At 70.6% G+C, this 13,392-nt stretch carries 10 protein-coding genes and 1 pseudogene; 6 read left to right on the top strand and 5 right to left on the bottom strand.

What is annotated here, in order from left to right; translation table 11 throughout:
• Positions 1-51: 51 nt before the first annotated feature.
• The 4 genes from EDF19_RS15300 to EDF19_RS15315 all read right to left on the bottom strand — a co-directional run bounded on the left by EDF19_RS15300 (position 52) and on the right by EDF19_RS15315 (position 4,737).
• Positions 52-2,823 carry a hypothetical protein gene (locus tag EDF19_RS15300; RefSeq protein ID WP_148071116.1) on the bottom strand — a complete coding sequence of 924 codons (2,772 nt, stop codon included), beginning with the start codon at positions 2,821-2,823 and terminating at the stop codon, positions 52-54.
• A gap of 35 nt (positions 2,824-2,858) precedes the next feature.
• Entirely contained in the window at positions 2,859-3,272 is a 414-nt protein-coding gene (locus EDF19_RS15305; RefSeq protein WP_111224966.1) for a hypothetical protein, read from the bottom strand.
• 70 nt (positions 3,273-3,342) lie between these two features.
• Positions 3,343-3,540 carry a DUF4190 domain-containing protein gene (locus tag EDF19_RS19420; RefSeq protein WP_258375073.1) on the bottom strand — a complete coding sequence of 66 codons (198 nt, stop codon included), beginning with the start codon at positions 3,538-3,540 and terminating at the stop codon, positions 3,343-3,345.
• Positions 3,541-3,993: 453 nt separating this feature from the next.
• Positions 3,994-4,737, bottom strand: coding sequence for an NADP-dependent oxidoreductase (locus EDF19_RS15315; RefSeq protein WP_260217230.1), 744 nt, complete (start codon positions 4,735-4,737; stop codon positions 3,994-3,996).
• Between the two features lie 328 nt (positions 4,738-5,065).
• On the opposite strand from EDF19_RS15315, the gene EDF19_RS15320 reads away from it, so the two are divergent.
• A complete protein-coding gene (locus EDF19_RS15320) occupies positions 5,066-5,638 on the top strand; it encodes a hypothetical protein (protein ID WP_123681714.1) in 573 nt (190 codons plus the stop codon).
• Between the two features lie 94 nt (positions 5,639-5,732).
• Here EDF19_RS15320 and EDF19_RS15325 read toward each other — a convergent pair whose 3' ends face one another.
• Positions 5,733-7,802, bottom strand: coding sequence for a DUF262 domain-containing protein (locus tag EDF19_RS15325; protein ID WP_123681715.1), 2,070 nt, complete (start codon positions 7,800-7,802; stop codon positions 5,733-5,735).
• A 153-nt stretch (positions 7,803-7,955) separates the two neighbouring features.
• Between EDF19_RS15325 and EDF19_RS15330 the strand changes: the two genes are divergently transcribed.
• The 5 genes and pseudogenes from EDF19_RS15330 to EDF19_RS15350 all read left to right on the top strand — a co-directional run bounded on the left by EDF19_RS15330 (position 7,956) and on the right by EDF19_RS15350 (position 13,276).
• Positions 7,956-8,795, top strand: a complete 840-nt coding sequence (locus EDF19_RS15330) for an ABC transporter ATP-binding protein (protein ID WP_123681716.1) — start codon at positions 7,956-7,958, stop codon at positions 8,793-8,795.
• On the top strand, positions 8,792-9,601 hold the full coding sequence (locus EDF19_RS15335) for an ABC transporter permease (protein WP_123681717.1): 810 nt from the start codon (positions 8,792-8,794) through the stop codon (positions 9,599-9,601). Before EDF19_RS15330 ends, EDF19_RS15335 begins: the two co-directional genes overlap by 4 nt.
• 53 nt (positions 9,602-9,654) lie before the next feature.
• Complete coding sequence (locus tag EDF19_RS15340; protein ID WP_185022886.1) at positions 9,655-10,857, top strand: sensor histidine kinase; 1,203 nt, start codon at positions 9,655-9,657, stop codon at positions 10,855-10,857.
• Positions 10,854-11,490: pseudogene (locus EDF19_RS15345) on the top strand (response regulator). Before EDF19_RS15340 ends, EDF19_RS15345 begins: the two are co-directional and overlap by 4 nt.
• Before the next feature lie 76 nt (positions 11,491-11,566).
• On the top strand, positions 11,567-13,276 hold the full coding sequence (locus EDF19_RS15350; protein ID WP_123681719.1) for an MFS transporter: 1,710 nt from the start codon (positions 11,567-11,569) through the stop codon (positions 13,274-13,276).
• Positions 13,277-13,392: the final 116 nt, after the last annotated feature.

Raw genomic sequence — 13,392 nt, forward strand, 5'->3', positions numbered from 1 at the left:
CTTCCGTTTCTGCGGTGGTCGGATCGAGCAAGGTGGTGGAGGACGACGAGGTCATCGGCGAGGGCCGTCCTCGAAGCCGAATCCGAAGCCGACGTCGTCGCCTCCGGACTGCGAGGGTGGTGGGGTGCTCTCAGCAGGTCTGTCCGCTGGCGGCGCACCGGTCCCGAAGCCGAGCGACGACGCGTCGGCCCTCCCGGTGCTCACCCCGGCGAGGGCGTGCTCGACATCGGGCATCTCGTCGGCTGCGTCGCGGAGCCGGTCCAACACCTCGGGCAGACGGTCACGGATCGAGTCCGCGATCGCGGTCCGCACCGAGTCGGGCGCGCCCGACCCGACGAACGCGACGACCTCTGCTGTCCCCGCGCTCGATCCGACCGGCGCCAGGACAACCCAGTGCCCTTGGATCGCGAGCGGGAGCCGTGCTCGCAAGCCACCGCCGAGCCGGATCGACGCGGGTGCGACGTCCGACGCGGCCGCGGAACCCGGCTCGGTCGCGATCACGAAACCCGCGGTGAACGGGGACCTGCTCGGACGGGCGCGGAGCGACAGCCCGGCGACGACGAGCGACCTCGCGTTGCGGCCCGAGATCGTCTGCATGGTGGTGAAGTCCGTCGGCCGGAACGCGAACGGGACACCGTCACGCATGACCCTGCCGTCGACGACCGTGACGGACGACCTCTGGGACAGCAGTCCGCCGGACGGCATCCGCGCCACGAGGAACGACGCGAGGTACAGCAGAGCGAGCGGGATCCCGGGGCCGGCGATGAGCGCCACCACGAGCGCCAGGAGGAAGTTCGCTTCGTTCAGCGGGCGACGAAGGTCCGCCGTGAACGACACGTTCGTCGTCAAGGGCTCGCCGGATCCGTCCGCTGACGCGATCCGGACGGGGAAGGTTCCGTTCACCGTCCCGTTCTGTGACTCGTCGAAGGTCAGGGTCACTTCCAGCGGTCGGCCGCTCTTCGACGCACGCACGCACGTCGACGAGCTGTCGTGCGCCTCTGCTGTGACGGCGACGTCGCCGGTGTCCGACGGGGCGGCTGCGATCTTCGGTTCACCAGAGATCCAGGCGCACCCGGAACCGGTCACCCTGAGCACGGCGGTCGCGGAAGTCTCGCCGTCGAGGGTGCCGAAGTCGACGGAGTCGGTGACCTCGGGGAACTGCGATGGTGCGAGGACCGACACCGGCACACGGACCACTGCCGGTGCCAGGGTCGTTCCCTCGTGGACCACGGTCGTCCCGTCGAGGACCGGAGCCGTCGTGAGGTCGAGGCGCATCTCAACGGTGCCGGCGCCGAGGTCGAGACCAGTCGGTTCCGCGGTGATCGGGCCGGAGAGGTGTTCCTTGTCGGCCGCGTCGAGCACCGTCTGACGATGCCCGGCCTCGTCCGCGAGGATTGCCGTCAGGGTTGCCGTTCCTCGTACCGACGACGGCGGCACTTCCTCGCCGTCACCGTCCGCGATGCCGAAGGTGCCGGGCCAGGCGTCCTGGAGGTGCACCCGCGCGGCGGACGATCCGGACCACGTCGGCACCAGGTCGCTCGAGATGTGGATGTTCGTCCGGGAGCGCTTGTCCGCTGACGTGCCGGCGGGGTCGATGAAGACGACCTTCCAGAGGCCGGCCCAAGCGGTGGCTCCGTCGGCGCGCGAGATGTCGATCGACACCGCGGAGTTCGACTCCCAGGTGTAGCTCGCCGTCCCGCCGGGGACTGCCACCCGGGCCTCGGTCCCGACGGCGGACCGAGGCAGTTGAACCGGTTTTCCGTCAGGTCCGACGATGTCGACGTCGACGGCGTCGACATCAGCTGCGGCGAGCACGTGGACATCGGGAGTGGAGTCGTCGAGCACGAAGTCGTGCGCCTGATCGGTGCAGTACGAGACCTGGCAGATGCCGGATTCCTGGGACAACGGCGCTTGGCCGGGCGTGCTCAGCGCATCGAACGCGAAGAGCAGGTTGTCGATGTCGGAAGCGAGCGTGAACGAACCGGGGATCGGATCGTTGATGGAGCCGCACGTGGTCTTCGGCGACGCGCTGCTGCCCGTCGCGATCGCTTCCAGCTGCGCGAAGTCGTTGGCCGGTGCTCCAGACGACTCGAGACCGATCGCGAAGGTCGTGACGCCCGAGGAGCGGAGCTGGTCCGCGAGCCCGCCGGCCCGGCAGAGGTCCTTGTCCGCGGCGGCGGTCGCTTCGTCGACGCCGGACTGGGACGTCAGTTCGACGCCGGGCGCGAACGGCTTCGTCGTGCCGTAGGAGTCCTGCGCTGACTGCGTGCCCCGGACGACGTACTCGGCCTTGCCGTCGGTGAACCAGGCGATGGCCTGACAGCTGGTGCCGCTCCGCGACGATGCGCGAGCAGCGAGGTCACCGCGTGCGCCGTCGAGCGCCGACCAGTAGTCGGTCTCGAAACCGTCGTCGGCGTCGGCGAGCCCGGCGACCGTGTCCGCAACCGTCGAGACGGACTTCCCGTCGAGCGCTGTCCAGCCACCGACGTCCGCGTAGTTCGTGCTGAAGCGCGCAACACGGACTGCGATGTCGGAGCCGGTCTGGTCCGCGAAGCGTCCGAGCTGTCGGACGAGGTACTGCGCCGCCTGCACCCGGTCGTCGTCGGGGTCTGACTGCTTGAGGCTGCCACTGTCGTCCATCAACAGGAGCAGGTCTCCGGAGCCGCCCCCGGCGATGCACCCGCCGAAGTCCGTCACGGCCGCATCCGGTGACGACGTGGTCGAGGTAGAAGCAGGCGTCGCTCCGGACGCCGGGGCGACGGCGCCGACGAACGGCGTGGCGACGACGGCTCCGGTGATGAACACCGCGGCGAGCGCGGTCATCAGGCGGCGCCCCGTGCGCCGGGACGTCGACTGGTTCACAGGTGCCCGATCCACTGTGCGATGCGGAGGGCTGCGAGGAGCACGCCGGCGACCAGGACGATGAGTGCAGCCCAGGAGGCGACGACACCCGCGGTGGTGGCTGCGTAGAACGGGCGTGCACGCGCGCTGGTGTCTCGCAGTCGGAAGAACGCGTACAACCCGATCCCGACCGGTCCGGCGAGCGCCCAGGCGATGATGGCCATCGCCGGCTGCGTTCCGAACACGACCGCGATGGCGATCGCGATGACGCCGACCGCGATGGCGATGTACAGGAGTCCCGCTGGAGTCCGAGCAACCGGGAGCTCCGCAGAGGTGACGGGGCCGTCGAACCCGGTCCCCGACGGATCCCGACGAGCGGATGCCCCTTGTTCCGTCGGACTCGAGAATCCGAACGGGTCGTCCGCGCTCATCGTGGTTCCTCCCCTGCGCATCGGTGCGCCGTGCGTGTCATGCGATCCCCCGTGGTCGTCCGCGGTCTGCTCAGTTGCCAGACGACACGATTGCGATGAAGAAGAGGATGTTGAACGGTAGCGCGATGTAGCCGAGGATCAGCGCCGCGAGTGCGATGCCGCTGCCGCGCTGCGGACGCGTCCGGCACTGCCACCGCGCGATGTGTCCGAAGACGACGGCGAGCCACCCTGCGCCGAGCAGGGAGACGATCAGCGCCGCGATGGCCAAGCCGTTGGTCCCCGGTGCGCCGACCCTGCGCGCCGCGGGTGCGTGGACGGGGGCCGCGTACTGCGGCGTCGGCCGGAACGCAGGCCGCTGCGGCGCGGACGGCGGCGACTGCGTCGGGTACTTCGGTGCCGCCGCTGGTCGCTGGACCGGCTTCGGCGGGCGAGTCGCCGTCTGCGCACGTGGCGGAGCGCCTGCGCCCGCTGGTGTGCTCCCGACAGGAGCCGGTGCATCGCGGAGCGCGGTGCCGCACACCGAGCAGAACCTCATGTCCGAAGGCGCAGTGGTGGCGCACTCAGGGCATTGCTTCACAGAGACTCCTCGGGGACGGATGTGTCCTGATCCTGACACGTACTCAGGACATTCCGCGCTCCTCGACACGCCCCCCGATCGGGTTGAGGCGGTGAGTGCGCGAGAAGTGCGGGAAACCGACGGTCGGATCGTGCCGGACGGAACTCACCACGTCAACACGAACCGCCCCCGCGTCCCCCCAGCCTCCAACCGCTCATGCGCCTCCGCAGCCCGCGAGGCAGGCAACACCTCCGCCACCCGCGGCGTCAACGTCCCACTCTCCACCGCATGCCGCAGCTGCTCGAGCTTGTCGAACGACCGGTACTCCGAGAACACCGCGACCTGCTCGAACCGGATCCCCCGCGAGCCGTCCCCCGACCACCCCCGCACGTCCAGGAACACTCCCCCGTCCCGAACAGCGTCCACCACGACAGACCGCTGCACCGCAGCATCGGCGAGCGCATCGACCCCGCCCGGCACGAGCTCACGGACCGCGGCAGCGAACCCATCACCACGCGGCACGATGTGCGCCGGCCCGAGCGACCGAACCAGCGCCTCGTCCGCCGGAGCAGCATCAGCGATGACGGTCAGCCCAGCGGCGACGGCCAGCTGCACCACGTAGTTCCCGAGCAGCCCCGCAGCCCCGGTCACGGCGAGCGTGTCCCCACGCGACAGCCCGGCGAGCGACAGGATCTGCAGCGCGGTCAGCCCGTTCATCGGCACGGTCGAGGCAGCGAGCAGCGACGTCCCGCGCGGCACCCGCGTGAACGACCCCACCGGTGCCACGAGCTCCTGCACGTACGCTCCGCCGTGCGTGCTGAGCGGCAACGCGATCGCCATGACCTCGTCGCCGACTGACCACCCGGTGACGTCGGGCCCGACCTCGTCGATGACGCCGGCGGCGTCCATCCCCGGCACGTACGGCGGCGAGGCCTGCGAGCTGTCCCGCTGCCCGGCACGCACCCCCCGTGTCGGTCGGGTTCACGGCGAACGCCTGCACCCGGATCCGCACGGACCCCGCACCGGCGTGCGGCTCCGGCACCTCGTGGACGGCGAGGGCCTCCGGCCCTCCGAACTGTTCGACTCCGACGACCTGCATCCTCCCGGTCTACGCGCACGTTGCTTGATGCAATCTGACGCGACCCAGGATCGGACGGGAGGCCCGGCACCACCCCGCCACGGGCCTCCAGTCAGGACACGGTGACGTCCACCGCCCGCGGTGCGCCATGCTGGCAGCGTGCGTCTCGACGAACTCCTCACGCGGTCCGACGGTCCGGCGATCGCCGAGGAGCTCGCCGCCCTCCGCCGCCCGGCCCGGTACGTCCTCGAGGGCATCCACCAGGAGTCCCGGCAGAAGTTCTGGCAGTTCCGCGTCGACGTCGACGAGGCCGCGCAGACCTGGACCTTGGTCCGCCAGCGCGCCAAGCCGGTCTCCTACCGCGACGGGGTGCTGCACGACCCCGACGACGGTCCGCACGAGGTCTCGTTCGCCCAGAGCACGGTCTCGTCTCCCGTCGTCCGGATGGCCGTGCCCGACCTGATGCTCCGATGGGGTCGCGGCCCCGAGAGCTTCCACCCGATCCTGGTCCAGCACATCGGCGAGCACTCGATCCTGGTGACCTTCGAGCACCGCGGGGACCCGGCGACCCGCGCGACACTGGTGATCGACGAACGCGACGGCATCGCCCGTCGCTTGTCGGAGTACGGCGAGGACACGATCATCACGAGTGTGCGGACCGCCGAGCCGGACGAGGTCCTGCCCCGCGCCCGCTTCGCTCCGCTGACGGACTGGATCCGGCCGCAGTACTGAGGCGTTGACGGTTCCGGTTCACGATCCCCGACGATCGCGAACCAGAACCGTCAGCGCTCCGGAACGAGAACACCGCCGCTCGCCCGATCCCGACTCACCCATCGACGAGCCCGTCGACGGGGCCGTCGACGAAGCCGTCGATCAGGCCGATCCGCACCGCGAGCGCAGCGGTGGACAGCCGATCCCGAGCGCGTGCGACGCCGCTCGACGAGAACACGAGTCCCTCGGCTTCCAGGACGGCCCGGGGATCGCGGCAGTCCGAGGGATCCGGCCAGCGGAACCCCGGAGCCACCGTGCCGCTCCCCTGCAGGACCCGGTGCGTCCCGTGGATGTGGGTCCCCGCCAGGTGCACGCCGAGCGCAGCGGGGTGCGTGCCGATGAGGGCCGCGAGGTCACCGTACGACGTCCAGCGCCCCGCCGGGATCGCCGTGATCGCTCGGTGCACGACCGACCAGTCCCGGCGGCCGCCGACCGCCCGGGCGCGCTCGTTCGGGCCGGTCCACTGGCGGGTGATGCGGTCGGCGAACCACTCGCTCCGCGCCAGGATCTGCGTTCGAGCCCACACCGGCGCATCGAGCACCAGCCGGTTGAGGGCGGTGAAGCTGCTCTGCCGGTACTCCGTCTGCTTCTCGGAGAACGGGCGGTTGCCGAGCGTCGCGTTGTACCCGGTGAGCGTCAGGTTGCCGAGCGAGTGGACGAGTCGTTCGTGCACGGCGTCGACGGATTCCCCGTCGAGGTCTGCGGCGAGCGTTGCCCGCCAGTCCGGGGTCAGCGTCTGCGGCAGGACGTGCTCGATGGTGGACCGTTCGACGTCGATCGGCTCGTTGGGGTTCAGCTCCTCCTGCACCCACTTCAGGATGAGCTTCTGCTGGTTGCGGAGCCCGCGCAGGTAGAACGGCTGCGTCCGGATCGCTTCGCGGACCTGATCGTCGGTCGCGAAGTGCTTCCGGCCGGTGGAGAAGTAGTCGAGCAGCACCTGGTCGACGGGTCGGTCGTCGAGTTCCCCGCAGGCCTGCAGGATGATCCGGTTGAGTCCCTGGCCCGGACGTCCGACGAGGGTGCGCCGGACGAGGTACGCCTCGAGGGTCGCGAGCGCCCCGGCGACCTCGGCCGAGGTACTGGTTCCGGCCGCGCGACGGGACAGCAGCCGCAGGGTGAGCGGGACGGTCGTGGTGGAGGACCACTCGGCGAGGTGTCGCAGGTGCTTCCGGACGGCCGGGTCCGACTCCTGCGACGGATCCCGGATGCGCATGAGGTGCTCGGACAGCCGGCTGAACCGTTCGATCTCGGCCAGGATCTGCTCGTCGTCCATCGCCGCCAGGCGCGCCTGCTGCGAGCTGTAGATGTCGCCCTGTTTCAGCAGTGGTTCCTCGGCCACGGCGTCCAACCAGAAGAGCAACTCGAGGTCGTTCACGCTGAGCCGACGCTGCATCGGCAGCCACCACGACGAGTAGGCCGACTCGCCTCGGTGCCCGAGTCGCATGAAGAGGTCGTTGCGCACCAGGTCGCCCTGCGTCAGCCGCATCCCCGTGTTGTTGAGGGACTCGAAGATCCGGTAGACGTTGTCCTCGTCCTTCGCGGTGATCGAGACGAAGACCAGACCCCCGAGGACGGCGTCGCGGGTCAGTTCGAGGTCGTCGACCCGGCCGAGCTCGCGTCGGAAGTACGTGTACGCGTCGCGGACGCCGGACACCGACGCGTCGGGCTCGTCCGGCAGGTCGGCGCCGCCGTCGACCACGCTGCGGTACGCATCGCGGTCAGCCTGGGTCGGCAGGAGCTTGAGGCGGGCGTCGCCGGGCTTGAATCGATCGGCGACGTACTGCTCGTGGATGCTCTCGGCGAGCACGGGCCACTCCGGGCGGCGCTCCCGGAACGTGTCGCGCACGGCGCAGAGCAGGATCGAGAGCGTCGTCAACCGCTGCTGACCGTCGACCACGAGGAACTCCATGCCGGTCGGGACGATCGTGCCGGTCGAGAACACGAGCGACCCGGTGAAGTGCGTGGCTCCGGGATCGGTGCGTCGGGTCTCGCTGAGTTCCAGCACGTCGGCCCAGAGCCGCTCGCGCTGGCGGGATTCCCACGCGTAGGGCCGCTGGTAGAGCGGGACGAGGTACTGCTTCGGTCCTCCGAACAGCTCTTGCAGCGTGGTCTCACGGACGTCCATCCGGCGAGCCAAGCAGAGCGTCGTCGAAATCTGAAGTCACGGATATCGGCGATGCTGCATGACCGGCGGCTGCGTCCGCATCCCCCGATCGGAGGATGCAGCACCACCGCCCCCACCGATCCCCCGCGGCACCCCACCGGCCAGGCTGGACCCATGCCCGAGTCCCCCGCCATCGAGGTCCAGCACCTCAGCAAGCAGTACGCGACCGGCAAGGTCGCCGTCGATGACGTCAGCTTCGTCATCGAGCCCGGCGAGACCTTCGCCCTCCTCGGCCCGAACGGCGCCGGCAAGTCCACCACGGTCGAGATCCTCGAGGGCTACCGGTCCCGCACCGCTGGCGAGGTCCGCGTCCTCGGCCACGACCCCGCCCGGACCAGCCGCAGTCACAACGCACGCATCGGCATCGTCCTGCAGACCAGCGCCGAGTCCCCGAACGTCACGGTCGCCGAGCAGCTGAACCACTTCGCGACGCTGTACCCGAAGCACCGCAGCACCGAGGAACTCCTCGCAGCGGTCGGGCTGACCGAGCAGCGCAACACCCGCATCGCCCGACTCTCCGGTGGCCAGCGCCGCCGCGTGGACGTCGCCCTCGGGATCATCGGCCGCCCCGAGGTGCTGTTCCTCGACGAACCGACCACGGGCTTCGACCCCGAGGCCCGCCGGCAGTTCTGGGACCTCCTGCGCCAGGTGCAGTCCGAGGGCACGACGATCCTGCTCACCACGCACTACCTCGACGAGGCCGCACAGCTCGCCGACCGGGCAGCGGTGATCGCCGGCGGGAAGCTGCTCGACATCGCCCCGATCGACGAGATCGGTGGGGCCGAAGCCCGTACACCACGGGTCCGATGGCGCGATGACGGTGGCACGCACCACGACGAGCGCACGACCGACCCGACCGCGCTCGTCCGCAGCAGCACCACGGCCATGCACGACCTCGAAGTCATCCGCCCGTCCCTCGAGGACGTCTACCTCGGAATGGTGGGCCAGAAGTGACCACTGCAACCAGCCGCATCTCGTACGAGATCCGCTCCTACTTCCGCGCCCCCGACGCCGTGTTCTTCACCTTCCTCTTCCCCATCATCATGCTGGCGCTCTTCTCCGTGGCCTTCGCGGACGCCGACCCGATCCGCGCCGTCGCCAGCAACGGGCGACCGATCAGCGTCGACTACGCCACCTACTACCTGCCCGGCCTGGTCGCGACGGGCATCCTGCTCTCCGGCACCCAATCCCTCGGCGTCGACATCGCGACCGAACGGAGCGACGGCACCCTGAAGCGCCTCGGTGGCACACCGCTGCCGGTGCTGTCGTACTTCGTCGGCAAGATCGGCATGGTCCTCGTCACCACCATCGTGCAGACGGCGCTGCTGCTCGGGATCGCGAGCCTGGTGTTCGGCGTCGACCTGCCGACCGACGCGAGCAACTGGGGCGTCTTCGCCGGCGTGATGGTCCTCGGCATCGCCACCAGCTGCGTCCTCGGCATCGCGATCTCGGCGCTCCCCCGCGAGGGCCGCCGCGCCACCGCCACGATCGTCCCGATCGTCCTGGTCCTGCAGTTCATCTCCGGCGTCTACTTGCCCTTCACGCAGCTGCCCGACTGGCTGCAGAACATCGCGTCCGTCTTCCCCCTGCGCTGGATGGCGTCCGGCATGCGGTCCGTCTTCCTGCCAGACGCGTTCGCGTCCGCCGAGCCGGGAGGCGCGTGGCACCTCGCCCTCGGAACCCTCGTGTTGGTCGCGTGGCTGGTCGGGGGCACGGTGGCCTGCGCCCTCACCTTCCGCTGGAACCGCAAGGACTCCTGATGGGCCCTGTGGAGAACCGCTCCGCGGTCCTGCATCGATGGGATGCTGTCGTCATGAGCGGCGAGACGTGGGTGCGGGGCCGGTGGTTGCACGTCTTCTTCGCGGGCACGATGCTCCTCACCGCCGTGATCACCGCGCTCGGCTGGTCCCCGTGGTCGACCCGCTGGCCGGCGTACCTCGCGGTCGTGGTCCTCGTCGTGGCGTACATCGGGTACGGGCACCGCGGCTACGACAGCCCCCGAGCCGCCGCCGCGTTCCTGCCGCTCGTCATCGTCGCAGCCCTGGTGCTGCCGGCTGTCGTGCCGAGCACCGCGTTCGTGCAGTGCATCGTGTTCCCGCTGGTGTGGGTGCAGACGGAGCGCGTCCGCACCGCGGTCCTGCTGTCCGTCGCAGTCGGGCTCGCGAGCGGCATCGGTCTGCAACTGTCGAGCGGCCCCGACGCCCTGGTCAGCACCCTGCTCATCGAGGGCATCAGCGTCATCGGTGCCTGCGCGATGGGCGTGTGGATCTCGAGCGTCGCCGGCCTGTCCGAGGAGCGCCCCCAGCTCGTCGAGGAACTCCGCGCCACCCAGCAGTCGCTCGCCGACGCGAACCGCACCGCCGGCATCGCGAGCGAACGGGAACGCCTGGCCCGCGAGATCCACGACACCGTCGCGCAGAACCTCGCCGGCATCGTCATGCTCACCGAACGTGCTCGGAAGGACCTGGCGAACGACCGCGCCGACGCGCTCGAGGAACGGCTCACCGTCCTCGAGGAATCCGCCCGCGCCGCCTTGGAGGACTCCCGCGCCCTCATCGCCGCCGGAGTCGCCGGCGCCACGAGCGGCAGCCTGGCGGGAGCGCTGCACCGCCTCGCCGAGCGGTACACCCGCGAGACCGGCACGCCGGTGACGGTCGACGCGACCGACGGCCCGCTCGACCGTGACGCCCAGGTGGTGCTGCTCCGGGTCGTCCAGGAGTCCCTCGCGAACATCCGCGCCCACGCTGACGCCGCCTCCGTGCGGGTCGTCCTCCGGCAGTCGCCCGAACGCGTCGGGGTGCGCGTGACCGACGACGGCGTGGGCTTCGACTCGGCCGTCCCGACCGCGGGGCACGGCCTCCGCGGGCTCCACGAACGGTTGGCGCTCTCCGGCGGGACCTGCTCGATCACGAGCGCACCGGACCGGGGCACCGTCGTCGAGGCGAGCCTGCCCACCGGAGCCGCACCGGGCCTCCAGTCCGACGATCGGCACCCCGTGGCGGAGGTGACCCGGTGATCCGCGTCGTGGTCGCCGACGACCACCCGATCGTCCGGTCGGGCATCGTCGCGCTGTTGCAGGACGCCGACGACATCGATGTGGTGGGCCGGCCAGGCGAGCGACGGCCGCGCGGCGGTGTCCGTCGTGCTGGCCGAACGGCCCGACGTCGCGCTCATGGACCTGCGGATGCCGGAGCTCGACGGTGATGCGGCGACGGCGGAGATCCTCGCGGCCGAGCCGGGTGTCCGTGTCCTGATCCTGACGACGTACGAGTCCGACGACCAGATCCTGTCGGCGATCGAGGCCGGTGCCACCGGCTACCTGCTCAAGGCGGCCCCGGAGTCCGAGATCCTCGCCGGGGTGCGGGCGACCGCGCGGGGCGAGACGGCGCTCGCTCCCTCGGCCGCGGCGGCGCTGGTCCGACGGGCGACCGGTTCGTCGGCTGCGGCCACCGGCCCGTCGTTGACCCCGCGCGAAATCGAGGTCCTGCAGCTCGTCGCCCAGGGAAACTCGAACCCGGCGATCGGCCGCGCCCTGTTCCTCAGCGAGACGACGGTGAAGACGCACCTCGGCCACGTGTTCGAGAAGCTCGGCGTGAACGACCGCACCCGTGCCGTGACCCGCGCGATGGAGCTCCGCCTCCTCCCCTGATCCCCGGTGCGCCGGTCATCGGGAGCGGGTGTACCGTCAGGTAGTCAGCATGCTGATCATCTGAGAGGACACGCACATGAGCGCCGCAGCCGCAGCTCCCACCACCCCGGATCGCCGTCGGTGGATCGGTCTGGTCGTGATCAGCCTGGCGGTCGCGCTCATCATCGTCGACTCCACGATCGTGAACGTCGCGATCCCGAGCATCGTCGCCGACCTCGACATCGGTTCGACGCTCGTGCAGTGGGTGCAGGAGAGCTACACGCTGGTCTTCGCCGCGCTGCTGCTCGTCTTCGGTGCCGTCGCCGACCGCTTCGGTCGCCGACGCCTGCTGATCATCGGCGTGATCCTGTTCGCGGTGGCGTCGGTCCTGGCGGCGCTGTCCCCGACGGGCGAACTGCTCGTGGCGTCCCGCGTGCTGCAGGGTGTGGGTGGCGCGATGGTCCTGCCCACCACGCTGTCGATCCTCAACGCGACGTTCACCGGCCGGGAGCGCGGCATCGCCTTCGCGGTGTGGGGCTCCACGATCGGCGGGATGGTGGCGGTCGGTCCGCTGCTCGGCGGCTGGCTGACGACGGACTTCTCGTGGCGGTGGGCCTTCGGTATCAACGTCCCGATCGTGGCGATCATCCTGGTCGGTCTCGCGGTCGCCGTGCGGGAGTCGCGCGACGCCGAGCACACCGGCCGCATCGACCTCGTCGGTGCCCTGCTGTCCGTGATCGCGAGCGCTGCGCTGGTCTTCGGGCTGATCGAGGGTCGCACCTACGGCTGGTGGGCTCCGTCGTCGACACCGTTCACGATCGGCTCGTGGTCGTGGGACGGCCCGGTCTCGCCGATCCCCGTCGCGTTCGTCGTCGCGGTGGCCGCCGGGCTGGCGTTCGTCGTCCGCTCCCGGCGACGGCAGCGCGCGGGCCGGTCGACGCTCATCGCGCTCGACCTGTTCGGCATCGGCTCGTTCCGGAACGGCTCGATCGCAGCGCTCATCGTGTCGCTCGGCGAGTTCGGCATCATCCTGTCGCTGCCCCTCTGGCTGCAGAACGTCCTCGGTTACTCGGCGCTGCAGACCGGCTTCGTGCTGCTGGCCCTGGCGATCGGGTCGTTCGTCGCGAGCGGGTTCGCGGCCACGGTCGGACAGCGGATCGGGGCGCTGCCGATCGTGCGGATGGGCATCGGCGCCGAGATCGTCGGGGTCGCCGCGATCGGGTTCGTCGTGACCTCGTCGACCCCGTGGTGGGCGATCGTGCCGTGCCTGTTCGTCTACGGCTTCGGCGTCGGACTCGCGACCGCCCAGCTCACCGGCGTCGTACTGCAGGACGTCCCCGTGGAGCGCAGCGGCGAAGCCTCGGGCGCCCAGAGCACCGCGCGCCAGATCGGTTCGGCGCTCGGCATCGCGGTCCTCGGCACGGTGTTGTTCACCTCGACGGGCACCATCCTGGAGCACCGCCTGCAGGACGCCGGCGTCTCGACCGCCCAGTCCGAGCAGATCGCCGACACCGTCGTGCAGTCCTCGGGCGGAGCGATCGCCGGCCTCGAGGGGCAGACCCGCGCCGACGCCGCCGAGGCGTTCTCCGACGGCACCCGCGCCGCCGCGTTCTCGGCCGCCGGCTTCCTGGTCATCGGCCTCGGTGCGACCCTTCGGCTCCGCGCCCCGCGCCGCCCCGACGACGAGCCCGAAACCGACGACGACCCCGAAACCGACGCAGACGCCGACACCGACACCGACGCAGACGCAGACGCCGACGCCGACGCCGATCAGGAGACCCGCGCCGATCACGAGACCCGCGCCTGACCGGGGCCCTTCCTGCCGCGCTCCTGACGGTTCTGGTTCACGATCCCCGAGGATCCTGAACCAGAACCGTCACCGGCAGGACACGAACCCGCGTCCCCCGCGCCGGGACGCGACCA

The organism is Curtobacterium sp. PhB115 (assembly GCF_003752025.1).
In the GTDB taxonomy this organism is placed as follows: Bacteria; Actinomycetota; Actinomycetes; order Actinomycetales; family Microbacteriaceae; genus Curtobacterium.

Excerpts from the sequence above, each read along its gene's own strand:
- EDF19_RS15330 (WP_123681716.1), top strand. The coding sequence starts at position 7,956 with ATGCCCGAGTCCCCCGCCATCGAGGTCCAGCACCTCAGCAAGCAGTAC.
- EDF19_RS15305 (WP_111224966.1), bottom strand. The coding sequence starts at position 3,272 with ATGAGCGCGGACGACCCGTTCGGATTCTCGAGTCCGACGGAACAAGGG.
- EDF19_RS15315 (WP_260217230.1), bottom strand. The coding sequence starts at position 4,737 with ATGGACGCCGCCGGCGTCATCGACGAGGTCGGGCCCGACGTCACCGGG.
- EDF19_RS15300 (WP_148071116.1), bottom strand. The coding sequence starts at position 2,823 with ATGACCGCGCTCGCCGCGGTGTTCATCACCGGAGCCGTCGTCGCCACG.
- EDF19_RS15325 (WP_123681715.1), bottom strand. The coding sequence starts at position 7,802 with ATGGACGTCCGTGAGACCACGCTGCAAGAGCTGTTCGGAGGACCGAAG.
- EDF19_RS15340 (WP_185022886.1), top strand. The coding sequence starts at position 9,655 with ATGAGCGGCGAGACGTGGGTGCGGGGCCGGTGGTTGCACGTCTTCTTC.
- EDF19_RS15350 (WP_123681719.1), top strand. The coding sequence starts at position 11,567 with ATGAGCGCCGCAGCCGCAGCTCCCACCACCCCGGATCGCCGTCGGTGG.